Below are 19892 nucleotides of genomic sequence, written 5' to 3' on the forward strand. Positions count from 1 at the left end.
TGAAGAAGTCGCTGCTGCTAAATGAAATGAGCCGCCGTGCATTTGCTGCACGGCGGCTCATGGCTCAATCTGGGTAAGGCGGCGCGGCATCAGCCGCGGCGCCCGGCGCTTAAGCGGCCTGGCGCGCGGCTTGCGCCTCGTTCCATTGCGGATCGGCCTGCTGCGCCGCCGCGTGCTGGCGCGCCGCCTCGTCTTCCGTGGCCAGGCCGCCCTCCCATTTGGCGACGACGGCCGTGGCGATGGCGTTGCCGACGGCGTTGGTGGCCGAGCGGCCCATGTCGAGGAATTGGTCGATGCCCATCAGCAGCAGCAAGCCCGCTTCCGGAATGTGGAAGTGGTTCAGCGTGGCGGCGATGACCACCAGCGAGGCGCGCGGCACGCCGGCCATGCCCTTCGAGGTCAGCATCAGCAACAGCAACATGGTGATCTGGGTGCCGATCGGCAGGTCGATGCCGTAAGCCTGGGCGATGAACAGCACGGCGAAGGTGCAATACATCATCGAGCCGTCCAGATTGAAGGAATAGCCCATCGGCAGCACGAAGCTGGAGATTTTGCGCTGCACGCCGAACTGGTCCAGCGCCAACAGCAGTTTCGGATAGGCCGCTTCCGAGCTGGCCGTCGAGAAGGCCAGCAGGAAGGGTTCGCGGATCAGGCCGACCAGCTTGAAGACGCGCGGACCGAGCACGCAGAAGCCGGCGCCGATCAGCAGCGCCCACAGGCAGAACAGGCCGAGGTAGAAGCCGCCCATGAATTTGGCGAAGGTGGCCAGCACGCCCAGGCCCTGGGTGGTGACGACGGACGCCATCGCGGCGAACACGGCCAGCGGGGCCATCGTCATGATCGCGCCGGTAATGCGCAGCATCACTTGCGCCAGTTGGTCGACGACATTGGTGAGCGTCTTGCCCGCTTCGCCGAGGCCGGCCAGGGCGCCGCCGAAGAAGATCGAGAACACCAGCACTTGCAGGATTTCATTGTTGGCCATCGCCTCGATCGGCGATTTCGGCACCAGGTGGGTGACGAAGTCCTTCAGCGTGAACGAGGCGGTTTTCAGGTTGGTGGCCGCGCCCACGTCGGGCAGCGGCAAGCCGAGGTTGGTGCCGAGCTGGAACATATTCGACAGCACCATGCCCAGCGCCAGCGACACCAGCGAGGCGATGACGAACCAGCACAGGGCCTTGGCGCCGATGCGGCCGGCGGTCTTGCCGTCGCCCATGTGGGCGATGCCCACCGTCAGCGTGGAAAACACCAGCAGCGAGATGATCATCTTGATCAGGCGCAGGAAGACGTCCGTGACGATCGAAATATGGGCGGAAATATCCGAGGTGATGGCTTTTTCGGGGAATGTTTCGTGGCAGGCATAGCCCACCAGAATGCCCAGTACCATCGCAATCAGGATGTATACCGTTAGTGGCCGTGTCTTTTTCATTGTGACTCCTCCGTGTAGATCGCCGCCGGGTGCGGACTTTGTGATTTTTCAGCGAGCAACGCAAGCACGCCAGGCGCTGGTGTCGCACCCTCCCGTGTTTTTGAATGCTGCAAGGTCTTGATTCGACTTCAATACATAGCAAGGGCCATGCCTGCGGCGGCCCGGCCGGGCGCGGTGGCTAAGTATCTGTTTTAGAAGTGATTTATGGTTACGCGGCGCGTGGCGCGGGGGAGGGTTGCGCGAAAAGTTGGACGCGGCGGCGCTTTGGCGTATCAGATTTCATACGGGCCGGGGACAGACCACGATTTTCAAGAAAATATTTCTTGAAAATCGTGGTCTGTCCCCAGCTGTGTAGCTGTGCAGCTATGGCTCAGATCTCGGCCCACTGGCGCAGCAGGTTGTGGTAGTGCGACGTCAGGCCGACCACTTCTTCGCAGTCGCCGATTTTGCCGCGCAGTTTCTGGATGTTTTGGTCCAGCTCGAACAGCATGGTGCGCTGCCAGTCTTCGCGCACCATGCTCTGGGTCCAGAAGAAGGAGCAGACGCGGGCGCCGCGCGTGACCGGCTCGACCTTGTGCAGGCTGGTCGAGGGGTAGACGATCAGGTCGCCCGCTGGCAGTTTCACTTCGTGGGTGCCGTAGGTGTCGACGACGACCAGTTCGCCGCCCTCGTATTCGTCGGGCTCGCACAGGAACAGCGTCGACGAGACGTCGGTGCGCAGCGGCACGCTGCTGCCGGCCACCTTGCGCACCGAGCCGTCCACGTGCAGGCCGTAGTGCTCGCCGCCGGCGTAGCTGTTGAACAGCGGCGGGATGGTGCGCAGCGGCAGCGCGGCGGCGAAGAACAGGGGATTCGCCGCCAGCGCGTCGAGGACGATCTGGCCCAGTTCCAGGCCGACGGGCGAATGTTCCGGCAGTTGCCGGTTTTGCTTGACCAGCGCGCCCTGGGCGCCGACGGTGGCGCGGCCGTCGACCCAGTCGGTCTGGTCGAGGCGGGCGCGGATCGCGGCGACTTGTTCGCGTGTTAATACATTGGGGATATGCAGCATCATGGCGCGGATTTCCTAAAAAAAAGGCCCCTCCTGGTGGGGAGGGGCCGCACGACTATACCATCGGGTTCAGGCGATTAGAACTTGAAGTTGGCGGTCAGGCTGGCCGAACGGGGCGTGCCTGGGGTGTAGCGGTAGCCGCTCTTGTTGATGGCGCCGACATAGGCTTTGTTGGCCAGGTTGTAGACGTTCAACTGCAAGTCGACGTTCTTGCTGACGCTGTAGGAAGCCATGGCGTCGAAGACCCAGTAGGATTCGGTTTTCGTCGGCGTCGGCGTCGGCTTGTCGGCCGGGCCGTCGGTGCCGCGCATCAGCGCATCGACGAAGCGCGCGCCGCCGCCCACTTTGAGGCCGAACGGCAGCGTGTACGAGGTCCAGCTGGTGAAGGCTTGCTTCGGCGTGTAGCTCAGGTTGTTGGCGCCGCTGGCGGTGACGATCTTGCCCGATTCCACGCTGGTGTCCATGCGGGTGTAGCCGGCGCTGACGAGCCAGTTGCGCATGATTTCGCCGGTGATGCCGATTTCCAGGCCCTGCACGCGCTTCTTGCCGGTCTGGTAGTAGGCGTTCAGGTCGGTGGCATCCTGTTCCACTTCATTTTTGACGTCGGTGCGGTACAGCGCCGCCGTCAGCGACAGTTTTTGCTTGAGGAAGTCGAACTTGGCGCCGATTTCCTTCGTCGTCGTCGCTTGCGGATCGAACTTCGGATTCGCCGCGCTGTTGGCCGAGGCGCTCAGCGCAAAGTTGGCGCCGCCCGGCGGCTGCTTCGACGTCGCGATCATCGCGTACACGCTGCTGTCGGGCGTTGGCTTGTACAGCGCCGCCAGCTTGCCGTTGACCAGCGTGTCGGAAGGCGAGAAGCTGGTCGGCACGAGCGTGCCAACTGGCAATTTCGGATGCGATTTCTCGGTCGACAGGGCCAGGCTGGTGTAGCTGGTGTTGAAATGGTCGACGCGCACGCCGCCGTTGAACTGCCATTGCTCGCCCACTTTCAGGGTGTCGAACAGGTACAGGCTTTGCGTGCTGGTGCTGCCTTCGCTGCCGGCGCCGCTGCGCCGCAGGTTCAGGCCGGCGACGGGCGCGTTGCTGTCCGGGCGGTACAGGCTGACGGTGGGCAGGGTGCCGGTGCCGACGTAGCCGTAGTTGGTTTGCTTTTCGTGGGTCAGTTCCAGGCCGGCCACCAGCGAGTGCTTGACGGCGCCCGTGTCGAATTGCGCCGTCACCGTGGTCTGGTTGGTCAGGATCTGGTTTTCCTGGTCCTTGACCGTCGGCAGGGTGCGCACCAGCAACCATGTCGATGGGTCGCCGGCAAGCGGCGTTTTCAGGTTCTCGGCGCTGCCCATGAAGGAGGTCAGCAGGTAGTCTTGCTTGGTCTTGCCATAGCGGCTGGTGTTTTGCAGCTTCAGCGTCGGCGCGAAGTCATGTTCGAGGCGAATGGTCAGCATGTCGGCCGTGACCTTGTTGAAGTCGGTCTGGGCGCCGTAGAAATTGCTCGGGTCGACCATGGGGGCCTTGCCGAGGAAGGGACGGGCGACCGGGTCCGGACCGCCGTAGCCGGGGAAGCCGATGGTCGGCACGCCGCCGTCCGGCACATTGTCTTGCTTCACGTGCAGGTAGCTCAGGTGCGCGCGGGTGGCGCCGTTCAGGCCGAACGAGATGGTCGGGGCGATGGCCCAGCGCTTGTTCTTCACTTCGTGGCGGCCGGCCACGCCGCTGTCCTGGTCCATCACGTTGAGGCGGAAGGCGGTGCCGGTGTTGGAGTCGATGAGCTTGTTCCAGTCGGCGCTGGCGCGTTTTTTGCTGCCGCTGCCGACCGAGACGGACGAGTAGAAGGCATCTTCCTGGTTGGCCTGCTTCGACGCCAGGTTGATCGAGCCGGTCGGCGCGCCGCGGCCGCTGTCGGTGCCGGCCGGGCCTTTGAGGACGTCGATCTGTTCGATGTTGAAGGTGTCGCGCGAGATCGAGCCGACGTCGCGCACGCCGTCGACGTAGATGCTGCCGGAGGTGTCGAAGCCGCGCATGTACACGGCGTCGCCGGTGTTGGTGTTGCCGTTTTCACCGAGGAAGAAGGTGCCCACGCCGGGCGTGTTTTGCAGCGCTTCCGTCAGCGTGACGGCGCCTTGCTGCTCGATCAGTTCGCGCTTGATGACGGTGATGCTTTGCGGCGTGTTGATCAGCGCCTCAGTGTATTTCACGGACGCGGCCTTGTCGGCCTTGAAGTCGTTGCTGGTCTTGTTGCCGACCACCGTCACTTCCTGCAGCGCCTGCGGTTTGGCGGGCGCGTCCGCTGCGTGCGCAGCCACCGGCAACAGCATCGCGGCCAGCGCGGTGCTCACATGTTGGTTGAAACGGGACTGGGTGTGCTTGCGGCTTTTAATCGGCGCCATATGCATCTCTCTGCTGAAAATAGGGGTGGTGCCCGCTGCGGCAAGCCTTCATGCTTGTCCGCAGCCGGCTGGAATAAGGGGGGAAATCGTGGAGCATTGTAACGAATTCTCACAAATTCGTAAATGAGAATTGTTATCACTTGTATTCGCGCTCAATAATATGCCGGGCAAATGGCAGGAAGATGTTGCGAAATAACGTCATTTGTTGTTATATTGTTTAGCGAAGTGCCGAAAAACATACCGCGATCCCACGCCGTCGCCCCCACCCTGGAAATGCCGCGCATGTTACACACACCCGCCTCCTTCACTCCCCTGATGGCGCCCCAGGCGCATGCCGATGCGCTGACCTTTGTCTTCCACGGCGAGCGCCTGCTGCTGCGCGAGGCCGACCTGAGCCTGCCGGCGCCGGAGCGGCTGGCCGGGCTGGGGCTGGACTTCGGCCGCGCCCATCCGCTCGGCCTGTGGGGCGGCCGCTACTGCCAGGTGCTGTGGGCCGACAGCGACACCGTGCCGGACGCGGGGCATGCGTTCCGCGGCCTGCGCTCGCTGTTCGACGCCGTCGGCGACGACATGCTGGGGCTGGCCAGCCGCGCCCGCCAAATCGCCGAATGGGCGCGCACCCACCGCTACTGCGGCGCGTGCGCGACGCCGATGGCGCTGGCCGGCGGCGAGCGCTGCTTCAAATGCCCGGGCTGCGGCATGCTGGCCTACCCGCGCATCTCGCCGGCGATGATGGTGCTGATCCGCAAGGGCGACGCGGTGCTGCTGGCGATGCACACGGCGTCGCCGTCGCAGCGTTTCAGCCCGCTGGCCGGTTTCCTTGAGGCGGGCGAATCGGTCGAAGAGGCGGTGCACCGCGAAGTGATGGAAGAGGTCGGCCTGCGCGTGCACAATTTACAATACTTCATGAGCCAGTCCTGGCCCTTCCCCCACTCGCTGATGATCGCCTTCACGGCCGATTACCTGGACGGCGAGATCCGCGTCGACCCCGATGAAATTGCCGAGGCGCGCTGGTTCGGGCCGGACGACGCCTGGCCGGAGCCGGCGTCGGCGGTGTCGATCTCGGCGCTGCTGGTGAACGCCCACCGGCCGCCCCGCTAGCCGCCGAAAGCTGGGGACAGACCACGATTTTCAAGGAATAATTCCTTGAAAATCGTGGTCTGTCCCCAGCTGCCAAGCGTGGCTGGGCCACATTCTATATACTGGCGGCAATTGTAATTTTTAGGGTGTTTGAGCATGTCCAAAGAAGAATTTTCAGAAAAAGACTGGCGTCGCCTGTTGACCAGCCTGGGCGAGGATCCGGGGCGTCCGGGCTTGGTGGAGACGCCGTCGCGGGTGGCCAAGGCGTGGAAGCACTGGACTTCCGGCTATGCGCAGGACCCGGCCGAGCTGTTGAAGGCTTTCGAGGATGGCGCCGAGCAGTACAACGAGTTGATCGTGGTGCGCGGCATTCCCGTCTATAGCCATTGCGAACACCATCTGGCGCCGTTTTTCGGCAAGGCGACCATCGGTTACGTGCCGAACGGTAAAATCGTCGGCCTGTCGAAGTTGACCCGCCTGGTCGATTGCTTCTCCAAGCGCCTGCAGGTGCAGGAGCGCATGACGATCCAGATCGCCAACGCGCTGATGGAGGCGCTGGAGCCGAAGGCCGTCGGCGTGGTGGTGCGCTGCCGCCACATGTGCATGGAAAGCCGCGGCATCCGCACGCCGGGCGAGGAAACCATCACCTCGGCGATGCTGGGCGAGTTGCAGCCGAATCTGGCGCTGCGCACGGAATTCCTGGCGCTGGCGCGCGAGAGCTGATGGCGCCGCCGGGCTCCCCGCGGGAGCCCGCTCCGCCCCTCAGTGGCGGTATTCGTGGACCACGTGGCGCGTGAAGTTGTATTTGCTGCCGCCCTGCAGCAGGTCGATCAGGCGCTTCGGCGTCGCGGCCGACAGGAAGGCGTCGGCGGCGCCGTCGCTGCTGCGGAATTTCATCCCCGGGCTGAGAATCTGGTTCGCGTGTATGGTCAAATGCTGGAAGTTTTTTGTCTTTTCATTATTCAAAATGAAATGTAGTTCCTGTTTGAACGTCAAATACGGAATTTTTAACCACCAGCCTTCGTCCGTGCCATAGGGCGCGACGTTGGCGAAGTGCGTGTTCTTGTCCGTCAGCGCCGGCGCGCCGAGGCGGTCGTTGATGCGTTTCATGGCTTCGATCTTGGTCATGGCGTTTCCTTCTGCTGCGGCGGGCGGGGGGCGTGCATTTTCTCACAGTTCGCCTCAGCCCAGTTCCAGGATGCCGCTCAGCCAGTCGACAAACACCCGCACGCGCGGCGACAGGTGTTTGTTGTGCGAGTAGACGATGGCCACCGGCAGCGGCGCCGGACGCCACTGCGGCAGCACCTCCTCCAGTTCGCCCGAGGCCAGCAGCGCCTCCATGCCCAGGCGCGGCGCCTGGATCAGGCCCAGGCCGGCGCGGCAACTGGCCACGTAGGCTTCCGCGCTGCTGACCGAGACGAGGCTGCGCATGGACAGCGTGCGCGTGGCGCCGTCCTCCTCGTACTCCCAGTCGAGGTCGCGGCCGCTCTGGCTGGAAAAGAAGTTGACGGCGTAGTGCTGCGCCAGTTCGGCCGGCGTGTGCGGCCGGCCGTGCTGGCGCAGGTAGCCGGCCGAGGCGCAGTTAATTTGCTGCATGGCGCCGATGCGCCTGGCGATCAGGCTGGAGTCGCGCAGCGCGCCGGCGCGCACGGCGCAGTCTATGCCCTCGCCGACCAGGTCGGCGTAGCGGTCGTTCGAGCCCAGGCGCAGCTGGATGTTCGGGTAGCGCCGGAAAAACTCGGGCAGGGCCGGAATCACCAGCAGGCGCGCCAGGCGCTCCGGCAAGTCGACGCGCAGGACGCCGCTGGGCAGGTGGTCCGGCCCGAGGAACAGGGCGTTGACATCCTCCAGGTCGTTGAGCAGGCGGATGCAGCGTTCCAGGTAGATGCCGCCCTCGACTGTCAGGCTGACCTTGCGTGTGGTGCGCTGCAGCAGGCGCACGCCGAGCTGCTGCTCGACGCTTTGGACGGCGTTCGTCACGGTCGGCTTGGGCAGGTCCAGCTGTTCCGCCGCCTGCGTGAAGCTCTTGCACTGGGCCACGCATTTGAAGATTTGCATCGCCTTGAACTGGTCCATCGCCACCTCCCTCATTATTCTTTTTTCTCGAATAAACTAATAAATTCTAGCGTATTTATCCCCTGATGCGCGAGCCGCATAATGCTCTCACCGGGCCATGCAGGCCCCCACCGTCCACCCCTGGGAGAGAATATGGAACTTCGCCAACTTGGCCGCACCGGCCCGCAAGTGGCCCAACTGGGCCTCGGCCTGATGGGCATGTCCGACCTGTACGGCCCGGCCGACCGGGGCGAGAGCATCGCCACCATCCAGGCCGCGCTGGAAGCCGGCGTGACGCTGCTCGACACGGGCGATTTCTACGGCATGGGCCACAACGAGATGCTGCTGCGCGAGGCGCTGGCCGGCGGGCGCCGCGACAACGCCGTCGTCAGCGTCAAGTTCGGCGCGCTGCGCGACCCGGACGGCGGCTGGAGTGTCAGCGACGGCCGCCCCGTGGCCGTGAAGAACTTCGCCGCGTATTCGCTGCAGCGGCTGGGCACCGACCACATCGACATCTACCGCCCGGCCCGGCTCGACCCGGACGTGCCGATCGAGGACACGGTGGGCGCCATCGCCGAGCTGGTCAAGGCGGGCCATGTGCGCCACATCGGCCTGTCCGAAGTCAGCGCCGAGACGCTGCGGCGGGCCCACGCCGTGCACCCGATCAGCGATTTGCAGATCGAATATTCCTTGATCTCGCGCGGCATCGAGGACAGCATCCTGCCGGTGGCGCGCGAGCTGGGCATCGGCATCACGGCCTACGGCGTGCTGTCGCGCGGCCTGATCAGCGGCCACTGGTCGAAGCGGCGCGAAGGCGAGCAAGACTTCCGCGGCCAGCTCAGCCCGCGCTTCCAGGGCGCCAACCTGGAGCGCAACCTGGACCTGGTCGAGCGCCTGCGCGGCGTCGCCACGGCGCTCGGCGCGACGGTGGCCCAGGTGGCCATCGCCTGGGTGGCGGCGCAGGGCGCCGACATCGTGCCGCTGGTGGGGGCGCGCCGCCGCGACCGCCTGCAGGAGGCGCTGGGCGCGACCGCGCTGGCGCTGTCGGCGGCCGACCTGGCGCGGCTGGCCGAGGTGGTCCCGGCCGACGCGGCGGCCGGCGGCCGTTATAACGACTACCAGACGGCCCATCTCGACAGCGAACAGGGCGCCCATTAAGCGCGCCTCGCCCGCGCCGCCGCCGGCGCCGCGAAGGCGGCCGGCGGCGGCGCAAACATCGGCCGCGACAATGAACAATTCAGCGCTTTTCCCTATTTTCAATGAATGGAATGAATCGATTTTGGAATTGATTCTCAATTAATAAAAAAAGAAACTTTACTATAAAAACATTATTATATTTTTATGGGAAACATCTATTGTTGTGTAGCTATCGCGCTATTAACATTGCCGTGCAGATATTGCTTTACGGCACTCCAATTTCGCGTATATTGACCATGTCCGAGTAGCACCGACCGGCGTCGATACGCCGGCGCCGCGTATTCTCGAATTTGAATCAATCAATACGTTGGAGACCCCATGAAGAAACTGACATTCCAGCAGAAACTGTGGATTCCCTTGTTGTGCAGCTTATTGTGCATCACCGGCATCTTTATTTATAACGCGCTGCAAACGCGGACCCTGCGTATTGAAGAGCGCAGCAACGATTTGGCGAATGTCGCCGATATGGGCATCAGCGTTTTGAAAATGTACGGCGAGCTGGCCGACGGCGGCAAGATGACGAAGGACGAGGCGCAAAAGCTGGCTTCGGCCACCATCAAGAATCTGCGCTACGGCAAGGACGGCTATCTGACCATCGTCAGCATGGACGGCGTCGCGCTGATGAATCCCTTCAAGCCGGCCAACGACGGCAAGAACATGCTCGACTTCAAGGACGCCAACGGCACCTATCTGTACCGCGACATCACGGCCATCGGCAAGGGCGACAGCGGCGCCGGCTTCGCGCGCTACGTCTGGCCGCGGCCGGGCGAAACCGTGCCGGCGCCGAAGATGAGCCGGGTCGCCTCCTATAAACCGTGGGGCTGGATCATCGTCTGCGGCGTCTATATGGATGACATCGACGCCGCCTTCCGGGAGTCGCTGATCGGCGCCGGCGTGCTGCTGCTGGCCGTGTGCGCGTTGCTGTCGGTGATCGTCACGATGATCAACCGCAGCCTGCGCCATGCGCTGGGCGGCGCGCCGGAATACGCCGCCGAGGTGGCCGAGAAGATCGCCCGCAACGACTTGAGCGGCAGCGTCTTGACGCACCAGGATGACCGCGGCAGCGTGCTGTATGCGATGAAAACCATGCAGAGCAATTTGGCCAGCACGATAGGCGAAATCCGCGCCAGCGCCGACACCATCGCCACCGCGTCGAGCGAGATCGCCAGCGGCAATATGGACCTGTCCGGGCGCACGGAATCCCAGGCCAGCGCGCTGGAGGAAACGGCCGCGTCGATGGAGCAGCTGACCTCGACCGTGACGCAAAACGTCGACAACGCCGTGCAGGCCAACCAGCTGGCGCTGTCGGCCTCGGAAGTGGCGCAGCAGGGCGGGGCCGTGGTGGCGCAAGTGATCGCCACGATGGACACCATCAACGCCTCGGCGGCGCGCATCGTCGACATCATCAGCGTCATCGACGGCATCGCCTTCCAGACGAATATTTTGGCCTTGAACGCGGCAGTCGAGGCGGCCAGGGCCGGCGAGCAGGGCCGCGGCTTCGCCGTGGTCGCCAGCGAGGTGCGCAACCTGGCCCACCGCAGCGCGGCGGCGGCGAAGGAAATCAAGCTGCTGATCGGCGACTCGGTCGACAGCATCGCGGCCGGCAGCGCGCTGGTCGGCCAGGCCGGCGCAACGATGGAAAAAGTGGTGGCCAGCGTCTCGCGGGTGACCGACATCATGTCGGAGATCTCGGCGGCGTCGCGCGAGCAGAGCACCGGCATCGGCCACGTCAACCAGGCCATCGCCGAAATGGATTCGGTCACGCAGCAGAACGCGGCGCTGGTCGAAGAGGCGGCCGCCGCGGCCGGCAGCATGCAAGACCAGGCGGCCAATCTGGCGGGCCTGGTGGCGCGCTTCAAGCTGGAAGAACACGCCGGCGCCGCCGCGCGTCCGGCGGCGGCGCCGGCGCGCGCGGCCAAGACCAGCGCCGTGCGCGCCCTGGCCCGCGCCTAAACCGGCCCGCGGCACCGGGGTCTGACCCGCCCTTCGGGTCAGACCCCCGCTTTCAGATCCTTACTGGGCCGGCGCCGCCTGCGCCGGCAGCGCCTCGAACACCAGCTTGCCGTCAACGACGACGAAGCTGCCAACCGGCTGCCCCAGGTCGGCCTTGGGATCGTTCTCCAGTTCCGTCAGGCTGTTGCAGGTGTTCGTTTCGACCTGCCACAACTGGCCGCCCAGGCGCAGATACCAGTTGCCGTCGCCGGCGGAAAACACCTCCCCCTTCAAGTCGCCGGACGCCTCCGTCGTCGTCAGGCGGTGCAGGCGTTGGCATTCCGGCAGGTGCGAGGCCACCAGCGACACGGCCGCCTCGTCCTTCCAGAAATAGCCTTGCTGGCGGCGCAGCGTCAGTGCGTGGTCGCGTCCGTCGATGTAGTAGGAGGCGGAATCGTCGACACAGCCAGCCAACAATACAGTCATCAGAACGATCAGGGTCTTGCGCATGGGTGTCGCTTTCCAGTGTGGTGCTGCGGGATAAGAGTCGGAAAAAACGCGCTGCCCCGGCGCGCCCCGCCGTCGCCGCCACGCATGGCGGGGTAGTGAGCGCTCACAAGGAAGTGCGGGGCGGGGGCCGCCAAATATTTTTCCGCTGACGTGGCATTATATCGGTGCCCGCCGGCGCCGGCATGTTCAATCTTGCCGCCGCGCAGACGGCGCCCTGGCACCGCTTGAATACCCACGAACAATGGAAAGAGCCACTATGATCGACCTGTATTACTGGACCACGCCGAACGGCCACAAAATCACGCTGTTCCTCGAAGAAAGCGGCATCCCCTACCGCATCATCCCCGTGCACATCGGCAAGGGCGAGCAATTCCAGCCGGAGTTCCTGGCGATCGCGCCGAACAACCGCATTCCCGCCATCGTCGACCACGCGCCGGCCGATGGCGGCGCGCCGATTTCGCTGTTTGAGTCCGGCGCGATCCTGCAATACCTGGCCGAGAAAAGCGGCCAGTTCCTGCCGGCCGACGTGCGCGGCCGCGCCGAGGTCAGCCAGTGGCTGTTCTGGCAGATGGGCGGGCTGGGGCCGATGGCCGGCCAGAACCACCATTTCGTGCAGTACGCGCCGGAGAAAATCCAGTACGCGATCGACCGCTACGTGAACGAGACGAACCGCCTGTACGGCGTGCTGAACCGCCGTCTTGCCGGGCGCGACTTCATCGCCGGCGACGCGTATTCGATCGCCGACATGGCCGCCTACCCGTGGATCGTGCCGCATGAAAAGCAGGGGCAGAAGCTGGCCGACTTCCCGCACCTGGCGCGCTGGTTCGCGGCCATCGAGGCGCGCCCGGCGACCCGGCGCGCCTACGCCCGCGCCGCCGAGATCAACGCGGCGCCGACCGTCGACGAAGACGCCAAGCGCGTGCTGTTCGGCCAGACTGCCGCCAAGACGGCGTAAGGCCGGCGGCTTATCCGATGCGCGCCAGAAAACTGCGCGCATCGGTCTTCGGCAAGTCCGCGTGGGCCGTCGAAAAATACGGCTGCGCGCTCCACACGGCGGCCTCGCCGACGATGTAGACGTAATGCGCGGCGCGGGTCAGCGCCACGTTCAGCAGGTTCGGCTTGGCGGCCGCCCAGGCCGCCGCGCCGGCGTTGTCGCGGTCGGCGCCCAGCACCATCACGACCATGCTCTGCTCCTTGCCCTGGAAGGTGTGGACCGTGCCTATCCTGTCGCGGCACCACTGGGCCAGGGCGGCTTTCGCCGGCGCCGCGTGGGCGCCCGTGTCGTCGTCCCAGGCGATGCCGAGCACGCGTTTCCTCACCTCTTCCTGGACCGCCTTGAACGGCGAAATGATGTACAGCGGCGGCAGCTCGCCCGCGCGCCGGTACAGCCGCAGCAGCATCTGCGCCACCAGGTCGATCTGCTGCGGCACCACTTGCTTGAAGGCGACCGCGCCGGCGACGTCGATCCAGGCGCTGGCGCCGATGCCGGGCGCGCCGGCTGGCGGCTGCCGGTCGCGCATGCCGAAGACCATCTTGCCGCCATAGGCGATGTTGTTCGACAGCGAAAACATCGGCTCGGCGCAGCGCCGGTGCACGCGCAGCGGGCTGCCTATCCACAGTCCGCCGTCGCCGCCGGCCACTTGCGTGCCGTAGGGGTTGGCGGCGTCGGCCAGGCGCTGCACCGACACCTTGTCGGGCGCGTAGGCGTCGTCGGCGGTGTGCGGCGACTGCGCCGACAGCTTCCTGATCAATTGCGCCGGCGCCGTGAAGACCGGCTCGATCTGCAGCGGGTCGCCGACGACGACGGCGCGTCTGGCGCGCCACAGGGCGCCGACGGCGGCCTGCGGCACGGCCTGGCCGGCTTCGTCGATGAAGAGCCAGCCCAGCGACTCGGCGTCCATGCCGCGGAACTGGCGCGCGAACGAGGCGAAGGTGGTGGAGACGACCGGCACCACCATGAACAGGCTTTGCCAGATCGGGGCGACGTGGGCGTCGTCGTCCGGGCGCTTGTTGTCGAGCAGCAGGGCGAGGGCGAACAGGTTGCCGCCGAAGCCGGCGCCGCCCTTTTGCGCCACTTCGGCCAGCCAGGCTTCGTGCAGCGCGAGCGCCTTGGCGAACAGCGCCGAGCGCAGTTGCGCCAGCGCGGCGTCGTGCCACAGGCCGGCGATCTGCACCTGGTCCTGCTCCAGTTGCGCCGGCTGGTCCGGCGGCGCCAGGTCGGGGTAGCGGCTGCGGTAGGCGGCCAGCCGGGCCTGGGCGGTGTCCCAGTCGCGCTGCAGGGCGGCGACGGCGGCGCGGGCCGTCGCCGCCTCGCCGGCGGCGCGCGCGTGCTGCGGCGCCAGCGCGCTGGCGATACGGGTTTTGGCGGCGGCGATGGCGCGCCCGGCGCCGCGCTGGGCGTCGGCGTTCGCCGCCACCTCGGCGCGGTGGCGGCGCGCCGCCGCCGTGCGCAGCAGGCGGGCGAAGAAGCCCGGCGCGGCGCGGTCGAGCAGGCGCTCCTCTTCCTGCAGCGCGGCCTTGTCGTCGAGCAGGGTGGCCAGCGCGCCCTCGGCGCCGGCCAGCGCCTGTTGCGCGGCCTCTTCCTGCGCCGCCGCCAGCTCCAGGCGCGTCTGGCCGGCGCGGCAAAACTGCGCGCGCGTCAGCAATCCGGCGCCGCGCCACAGGTCGGCGTAGTCGGCCAGTTCGGCCAGTGCCGCCTCGACGGCTTGCGCGGCGGCGCGGAACTCGGCCGCCGCCTGCTGGAAGCCGATGCCGCGATAGTTTTCCAGCCATAGGCGGATGTGCTGCATGGCGCCGGCTTGGGCGGCGCGCTGCTTGCCGTCGTAATAGAATTTCGCGACGAAGCGCTTGCGGTTCTGGCTCTTGCCGAGCGCGCAGGAAATCAGCCCCCACGGCAGCTCGCCGGCCGCCAGCGGTTTGACGCGGCCGTCGTCGCCCTCGGCTGCCAGGCGCTGCGCCACCGGCTGCAGATAGCTGGCGCCGGACCAGGCCGCGCCCAGTTGTTTGCGCTTGGGCAGGTCGGTGGAGATGTTTTCCACCGCCGCGTTGTTCGACGAGGCCACCACCATTTCAAATCCGCACAGTTCGGGGATCAGGCGCGCGATGGTGGCTTGCCGGGTGTCGCCGTTGAAGCCGACCCTGAGCTTGCCGCAGAAGGCGTCGGCGGCCCGCTCCAGGCGCGCCAGCACGGCGGCGCGGCGCACGATGTTTTCCGCGAACAGTTCGCGCAGCAGCGTGGTTTTGCCGGTGCCGGGCGGGCCGTTGACGGAGAACAGGCCGCGCTCGGCGACGTGGCGCAGGCCGGCGTTGACGGCGAATTGCTGCATCAGGCTCATCGAGCGGCCGGCGTCTTCCAGCCAGTGGCCGCGGTTGCCGCGCGCCGGGTGCAGCATGTCGATGATGCACTGGCGGCCGGCGTCGGTGTAGAGGTCGGTGCGCCGCGCCGGCGCCAGCGGCGTCAGGTAGGCCGCCAGCGTGGCCGGCACGGCGCCGCCGCGCACCGCGCAGATGGCCCGTTCCAGGTCTTCAATGTAGAAGCTGTTCAAGATGTCGACCGAGGCTTCCGGCGCGGCCGTGAAGTCGAGCTCGCCGTTTTCCTGCGCCGGCGGGGCGTCCGCCGCGCGCTCCTTCTGCGCGGGGATTTTCTCGGTGCCGATTTCCAGCAGCGCGACCGGCTGGGCGTGCGCCGGCGTGAAATCGGCCCACGCCGTGAACAGCTCGAACAGCGCGAGGATTTCCGCGCCGTCCAGCGGCGCTGTCGGCGCGCTGTCGGCGTCGGCCGCGACGGCGGGCCGGCGCGCGGCGTGGAAATTCCGCAGGCGGTCTTTCAAGTCTTGCTGGGCGTCGTCGAAGGCGTCGAGCCCCAGTGCGTTCAAACCCCGGCCCAGCGCCCAGGGCACGGTGGAGACGGAAACCGGATCGAAATTCGGCTCGCCCGCGGCGTTCAGCGTGATGCGGGCGAAGCAGGAGCGGCCCTGCAGGGCGCCTTTCTCGGCCTCCTCCAGCTGCTCGGACGGCGAGGCCACGGCATTGCCGGCGCGGGCGATTTCCGCCTTGTCGAATACGCCGAGGAAGAGTTTGAAGCCGCTGATGCGCAGCTCGGGCGGCACGCGCAACTGTGTCAGGAAGGTCGACGGCAGCGTGGCCAGATCGCCGCGCGTCAGCCAGCGCAATTTCCACTCGTCCGGCGTGTCGCTGACCTGCGCCAGATCGAAGGGAATGAAAAACTCGATCTTATGCCAGTACTCCAGAATGGCGAGGAGGCGCTGTTGTTCTGCCTGGGTCATGATGATGTGGGGGGACGCTGCCGCGGCGGAATGATCGAAGGCGACAGCATAGCCGTTTTTGCGCATGCCAGCGGCGAAAAACCGGCTTCAGCCGCCGGATAATCGCCGCTGTTTGGCGTGCGTCAGAACGCTTCCCAGGCCGTTTCGCGCGCGGCGATCCGCTGCGGCGGCGCGCCCGGGCGCACTGGCTTGGCCGGGGCACGCGGCGGCGCCGCCGCGGCTGTGGCGCCGGTGTTGAAGAAGCCCACCAGCCCGGCCAGGTTGGCGGCCTGTTCCTGCATGCTTTGCGAGGCGGCGGCCGCCTCCTCGACCAGCGCGGCGTTCTGCTGGGTGACGTCGTCCATCTGCGCGATGGCCATATTGATTTGCTCGATGCCGCTGGTCTGTTCCTGGCTGGCCGAGGTGATCTCGCCCATGATGTCGGTGACGCGCTGGATGCTGTCGACGATGTCGCCCATGGTCTGGCCGGCGTCGTTGACGAGCTTCGAGCCGGCGTCGACGTTGGCCACGGAGGCGGCGATCAAGTCCTTGATTTCCTTGGCGGCGGCGGCCGAGCGCTGCGCCAGGTTGCGCACCTCGGAGGCGACGACGGCGAAGCCGCGGCCCTGCTCGCCGGCGCGGGCCGCCTCGACGGCCGCGTTCAAGGCCAGGATATTGGTCTGGAAGGCGATGCCGTCGATGACGCCGATGATGTCGACGATCTTGCGCGAGGAATCGTTGATCGAGTCCATCGTGTCGACCACTTGCGCCACCAGCGCGCCGCCGCGCACCGCCACGTCCGAGGCGCTTTGCGCCAACTGGTTGGCCTGGCGCGCGTTGTCGGCGTTCTGCTTGACGGTGCCGGTCAGCTCTTGCATCGACGAGGCCGTTTCCTCCAGCGAGCCGGCCTGCTGCTCGGTGCGCGCCGACAGGTCCAGGTTGCCGGCGACGATCTGGTTCGAGGCCGTGGCGATGGTTTCGGTGCCGCTGCGCACCTGGCCGACCACCTTTAGCAGGCTGGCGTTCATCGCCTGCAGCGCGCCCAGCAGGCGGCCCGTCTCGTCCGTGGCCGTGACTTCGATGCGCGAGGTCAGGTTGCCCGAGGCCACCGTTTCGGCCAGCCGGACGGCTTCGTGGATGGGCCGGGTAATCGAGCGCGTGATGAGCCAGGCCACCAGCGCGCCGACCGCCACGGCGATGCTGCCCAGCACGCTCATCTGCACCAGCGCCGCGTCCTGCACGGCGCCGGCTTGCGCGCCGGCCTGGTTCGCCAGTTCCGTTTCATAGGCGACGATGGCGTTGATCGCCTTCAGCATCACCTGCAGGTTCGGCCCCACCTCCGTCGTGAAATAGGCGGCCGCCTCGGCCACCTGGCCGGCCGCGCGCAATTCCAGCATCTTGTTGTTCTTCACCGCGCCGCCCTTGAGCAAGTCGGCCAGCGTCGCCACCAGGGCTTTTTCCTTGTCGTCGGCGAGCAGCTTGTTCAAGGTTTGCGTGGCCGCGCCGTATTCCTTGCGGTTCGCCGCGATATCGGCCAGCTTGGCCTGCACCTCGGCGTCCGTCTGCACGACCAGGATGCTGCTGAGGGCCAGCGTGATGTCGCGCGCCCGGTCGGCCATGGTGTTGGCGGCCGTCATCTTGACGATCTTGTCGGAGACGATGTCGTCGGTGCGCGCGCCGATGCGCGACATGGAGTTCAGGCCCAGCAGCAGCAGGGCCAGCAGCAAACCGAGGACGATGGCAAAGCCGAGCCCGAGACGGGCTCCGATGTTGAGATTGGAAAGTGACATGGCTTCCTTCGAGTATGGTTGAAGTCGGGGTAACAAATGGGCGTGTGGAGGCGGGGGAGGCGATGGCATCCGGCTCGTGCATCGGTGCCGCTTTTGGCGCGGGGGCGTGCGGCTGGCGTGTGCGTTCGCGACGCACTGGCTGGCCGGGTCTCGGGATTGGGGCTCTACACTGATAGAGTGTAAATGTAACTTATTTTAACAAAGTTGTCAACGGGAAATAAAGATTGGCAATAGCTACATATTGCCGGGGTGCTGGCGCTGCACAAAAAAAAAGCCACGGACCGGGGCGCCGGTACGTGGCCATGAGGCTTGCTGCTTTAAAACTCTTCCCAAGCCTCTTCTTTTTCCGCCGCGCGCTTGGCGGGCGCGGCGGGCAGGGCGGGCCTGGCCGGCGCGCGCGGCGCCGCGGCCGGGCGCGGCGCCGCCTTGACTGGCGCCGGCCTCGGCGCGGCGGCGCCGGCGCCGGTCTTGAAGAAGTCGACGACGTCGGCCAGGCTGGCGGCCTGCTCCTGCATGCTTTGCGAGGCGGCGGCCGCCTCCTCGACCAGCGCGGCGTTCTGCTGGGTGACTTCGTCCATCTGCGCGATGGCCATATTGATCTGCTCGATGCCGCTGGTCTGCTCCTGGCTGGCCGAGGTGATCTCGCCCATGATGTCGGTGACGCGCTGGATGCTGTCGACGATGTCGCCCATGGTCTGGCCGGCGTCGTTGACGAGCTTCGAGCCGGCGTCGACGTTGGCCACGGAGGCGGCGATCAAGTCCTTGATTTCCTTGGCGGCGCCGGCCGAGCGCTGCGCCAGGTTGCGCACCTCGCTGGCGACGACGGCGAAGCCGCGGCCCTGCTCGCCGGCGCGGGCCGCCTCGACGGCCGCGTTCAGCGCCAGGATATTGGTCTGGAAGGCGATGCCGTCGATGACGCCGATGATGTCGACGATCTTGCGCGACGAGGCGTTGATGGTGCCCATCGTCTCGACCACTTCGGAGACGATGGCGCCGCCGCGGGTGGCCACTTCCGAGGCGCTTTGCGCCAGCTGGTTGGCCTGGCGCGCGTTGTCGGCGTTCTGCTTGACGGTGCTGGTCAACTCCTCCATCGACGAGGCGGTTTTTTCCAGCGAGCTGGCCTGTTCCTCGGTGCGCGCCGACAGGTCCAGGTTGCCGGCGGCGATTTCATTGGAGGCGTTGGCGATCGTGTCGGTGCCGCTGCGCACCTGGCCGACCACCTTCAGCAGGCTGTCGTTCATCGCCTTCAGCGCGCCCAACAGGCGGCCTGTTTCGTCGCTGCTGTTGACGTGGATGGTCGAGGACAGGTCGCCCGAGGCCACCGTCTCGGCCACGGCCACGGCGGCGTTAATCGGCCGCGTGATCGAGCGCGTGATGAACCACGCCACCAGCGCGCCGACGAGGATGGCGATGCTGCCCAGCGTCAGCATCAGCGTTTGCGCGTGGCTGTAGACGGCTTCCGCCTCGGTGCCGGCCAGCTTCGCCTGCTCCGCCTCGTAGCTGACGATGTCGTTGATGGCCGTGAGCAGCAATTGCAGCGACGGCGCCGCCTCCTGGGTGAACGCGGCCACGGCCTCGGGGATCTGGCCGGCCTTGCGCAATTCGATGACCTTGTTGTTCTTCACCGCGCCCGATTTGATCAGGTCGTTGACGACCGTCATCATGGCTTTTTCCTTGTCGTTCGCCAGTTTGCTGGTCAACAATTCCTTGGCGGCGCCGTATTTCTTGCGCGCGTCGGCCACCTTGGCCAGCTCCGCCTGCACCACCTCGTCGGTCGGCGCGATGACGATGCTGCTGATCGAGAAAATCACGTTGCGGACATTGTCGACCATGGTGTTCGCCGCCGCCGTTTTCACATTCTTATCGTCGATGATGTCGCGGGTGCGCTCGCCGATGCGCGACATCGAATTCAGGCCAAGCAGCAGCACGGCCAGCAGCAGGCCGAGCACGACGGCGAAGCCCAGCCCGAGCCGGGTGCCGATGTTGAAATGGGTGGTGGACATAGCTTCCTTAGAGGTGGGTGGCGCGGAGGGCGTTGTCGGTTACGCCAAGGTTGCAAATTAGAAACGATGAATGGTAGCAAAGAAAATGCTGCAGTGCAATAAGTATGGCTGCACGGCTACCACGCAAGTCAAGCAAAAGCAGGGGACAGACCACGATTTTCAAGAAATCTTTTTTTGAAAATCGTGGTCTGTCCCCTGCTGT

At 65.9% G+C, this 19892-nt stretch carries 14 protein-coding genes; 5 read left to right on the plus strand and 9 right to left on the minus strand.

Annotation, left to right across the window (positions count from 1 at the left end; genetic code table 11):
* Positions 1–109: 109 nt before the first annotated feature.
* The 3 genes from OIK44_RS10900 to OIK44_RS10910 form a co-directional block, all read right to left on the minus strand.
* Complete coding sequence (locus OIK44_RS10900) at positions 110–1426, minus strand: dicarboxylate/amino acid:cation symporter (RefSeq protein ID WP_273670770.1); 1317 nt, start codon at positions 1424–1426, stop codon at positions 110–112.
* A gap of 370 nt (positions 1427–1796) precedes the next feature.
* Positions 1797–2477: a Fe2+-dependent dioxygenase gene (locus OIK44_RS10905; protein WP_273670771.1), complete on the minus strand. Its 681-nt coding sequence runs from the start codon at positions 2475–2477 to the stop codon at positions 1797–1799.
* 74 nt (positions 2478–2551) lie between these two features.
* The gene (locus tag OIK44_RS10910) at positions 2552–4858 is read right to left on the minus strand and encodes a catecholate siderophore receptor Fiu (protein WP_273670772.1); all 2307 of its coding nucleotides are present in this window, start codon (positions 4856–4858) and stop codon (positions 2552–2554) included.
* 282 nt (positions 4859–5140) lie between these two features.
* Here OIK44_RS10910 and nudC point away from each other — a divergent pair, with 282 nt between their 5' ends.
* Together nudC and folE are read left to right on the plus strand one after the other, a co-directional pair.
* Entirely contained in the window at positions 5141–5959 is an 819-nt protein-coding gene (nudC, locus tag OIK44_RS10915) for an NAD(+) diphosphatase (RefSeq protein ID WP_273670773.1), read from the plus strand.
* A gap of 135 nt (positions 5960–6094) precedes the next feature.
* Positions 6095–6661 carry a GTP cyclohydrolase I FolE gene (gene folE, locus OIK44_RS10920; protein ID WP_273670774.1) on the plus strand — a complete coding sequence of 189 codons (567 nt, stop codon included), beginning with the start codon at positions 6095–6097 and terminating at the stop codon, positions 6659–6661.
* A gap of 39 nt (positions 6662–6700) precedes the next feature.
* Here folE and OIK44_RS10925 read toward each other — a convergent pair whose 3' ends face one another.
* Both OIK44_RS10925 and OIK44_RS10930 read right to left on the minus strand, forming a co-directional pair.
* A complete protein-coding gene (locus tag OIK44_RS10925) occupies positions 6701–7066 on the minus strand; it encodes a hypothetical protein (RefSeq protein WP_273670775.1) in 366 nt (121 codons plus the stop codon).
* A gap of 54 nt (positions 7067–7120) precedes the next feature.
* Positions 7121–8014: a LysR family transcriptional regulator gene (locus tag OIK44_RS10930; RefSeq protein WP_273670776.1), complete on the minus strand. Its 894-nt coding sequence runs from the start codon at positions 8012–8014 to the stop codon at positions 7121–7123.
* Between the two features lie 132 nt (positions 8015–8146).
* Between OIK44_RS10930 and OIK44_RS10935 the strand changes: the two genes are divergently transcribed.
* Both OIK44_RS10935 and OIK44_RS10940 read left to right on the plus strand, forming a co-directional pair.
* Complete coding sequence (locus tag OIK44_RS10935) at positions 8147–9151, plus strand: aldo/keto reductase (RefSeq protein WP_273670777.1); 1005 nt, start codon at positions 8147–8149, stop codon at positions 9149–9151.
* A 357-nt stretch (positions 9152–9508) separates the two neighbouring features.
* Positions 9509–11143 (plus strand): methyl-accepting chemotaxis protein, encoded by a 1635-nt coding sequence (locus OIK44_RS10940; RefSeq protein WP_273670778.1) that lies wholly within the window; start codon positions 9509–9511, stop codon positions 11141–11143.
* Positions 11144–11203: 60 nt separating this feature from the next.
* On the opposite strand, the gene OIK44_RS10945 is transcribed toward OIK44_RS10940, so the two are convergent.
* Positions 11204–11632, minus strand: a complete 429-nt coding sequence (locus OIK44_RS10945) for a hypothetical protein (RefSeq protein WP_273670779.1) — start codon at positions 11630–11632, stop codon at positions 11204–11206.
* A gap of 256 nt (positions 11633–11888) precedes the next feature.
* Between OIK44_RS10945 and OIK44_RS10950 the strand changes: the two genes are divergently transcribed.
* The gene (locus OIK44_RS10950) at positions 11889–12587 is read left to right on the plus strand and encodes a glutathione binding-like protein (RefSeq protein WP_273670780.1); all 699 of its coding nucleotides are present in this window, start codon (positions 11889–11891) and stop codon (positions 12585–12587) included.
* Positions 12588–12597: 10 nt separating this feature from the next.
* Here OIK44_RS10950 and OIK44_RS10955 read toward each other — a convergent pair whose 3' ends face one another.
* From OIK44_RS10955 to OIK44_RS10965, 3 genes are all read right to left on the minus strand, one after another.
* Complete coding sequence (locus tag OIK44_RS10955; protein WP_273670781.1) at positions 12598–15918, minus strand: DEAD/DEAH box helicase; 3321 nt, start codon at positions 15916–15918, stop codon at positions 12598–12600.
* A gap of 122 nt (positions 15919–16040) precedes the next feature.
* The gene (locus tag OIK44_RS10960) at positions 16041–17687 is read right to left on the minus strand and encodes a methyl-accepting chemotaxis protein (protein ID WP_273670782.1); all 1647 of its coding nucleotides are present in this window, start codon (positions 17685–17687) and stop codon (positions 16041–16043) included.
* A gap of 317 nt (positions 17688–18004) precedes the next feature.
* A complete protein-coding gene (locus OIK44_RS10965) occupies positions 18005–19690 on the minus strand; it encodes a methyl-accepting chemotaxis protein (RefSeq protein ID WP_273670783.1) in 1686 nt (561 codons plus the stop codon).
* Positions 19691–19892 lie beyond the last annotated feature (202 nt).

The sequence above is a fragment of the Janthinobacterium fluminis genome, assembly GCF_028595325.1.
Lineage (GTDB): Bacteria > Pseudomonadota > Gammaproteobacteria > Burkholderiales > Burkholderiaceae_D > Janthinobacterium > Janthinobacterium fluminis.

Bases quoted from the DNA above. Each gene is read 5' to 3' on its own strand.
- folE (WP_273670774.1), top strand. From the start codon at position 6,095: ATGTCCAAAGAAGAATTTTCAGAAAAAGACTGGCGTCGCCTGTTGACC.
- OIK44_RS10900 (WP_273670770.1), bottom strand. From the start codon at position 1,426: ATGAAAAAGACACGGCCACTAACGGTATACATCCTGATTGCGATGGTA.
- nudC (WP_273670773.1), top strand. From the start codon at position 5,141: ATGTTACACACACCCGCCTCCTTCACTCCCCTGATGGCGCCCCAGGCG.
- OIK44_RS10950 (WP_273670780.1), top strand. From the start codon at position 11,889: ATGATCGACCTGTATTACTGGACCACGCCGAACGGCCACAAAATCACG.
- OIK44_RS10955 (WP_273670781.1), bottom strand. From the start codon at position 15,918: ATGACCCAGGCAGAACAACAGCGCCTCCTCGCCATTCTGGAGTACTGG.
- OIK44_RS10945 (WP_273670779.1), bottom strand. From the start codon at position 11,632: ATGCGCAAGACCCTGATCGTTCTGATGACTGTATTGTTGGCTGGCTGT.
- OIK44_RS10960 (WP_273670782.1), bottom strand. From the start codon at position 17,687: ATGTCACTTTCCAATCTCAACATCGGAGCCCGTCTCGGGCTCGGCTTT.
- OIK44_RS10930 (WP_273670776.1), bottom strand. From the start codon at position 8,014: ATGGACCAGTTCAAGGCGATGCAAATCTTCAAATGCGTGGCCCAGTGC.
- OIK44_RS10935 (WP_273670777.1), top strand. From the start codon at position 8,147: ATGGAACTTCGCCAACTTGGCCGCACCGGCCCGCAAGTGGCCCAACTG.
- OIK44_RS10965 (WP_273670783.1), bottom strand. From the start codon at position 19,690: ATGTCCACCACCCATTTCAACATCGGCACCCGGCTCGGGCTGGGCTTC.
- OIK44_RS10910 (WP_273670772.1), bottom strand. From the start codon at position 4,858: ATGGCGCCGATTAAAAGCCGCAAGCACACCCAGTCCCGTTTCAACCAA.
- OIK44_RS10905 (WP_273670771.1), bottom strand. From the start codon at position 2,477: ATGATGCTGCATATCCCCAATGTATTAACACGCGAACAAGTCGCCGCG.
- OIK44_RS10925 (WP_273670775.1), bottom strand. From the start codon at position 7,066: ATGACCAAGATCGAAGCCATGAAACGCATCAACGACCGCCTCGGCGCG.
- OIK44_RS10940 (WP_273670778.1), top strand. From the start codon at position 9,509: ATGAAGAAACTGACATTCCAGCAGAAACTGTGGATTCCCTTGTTGTGC.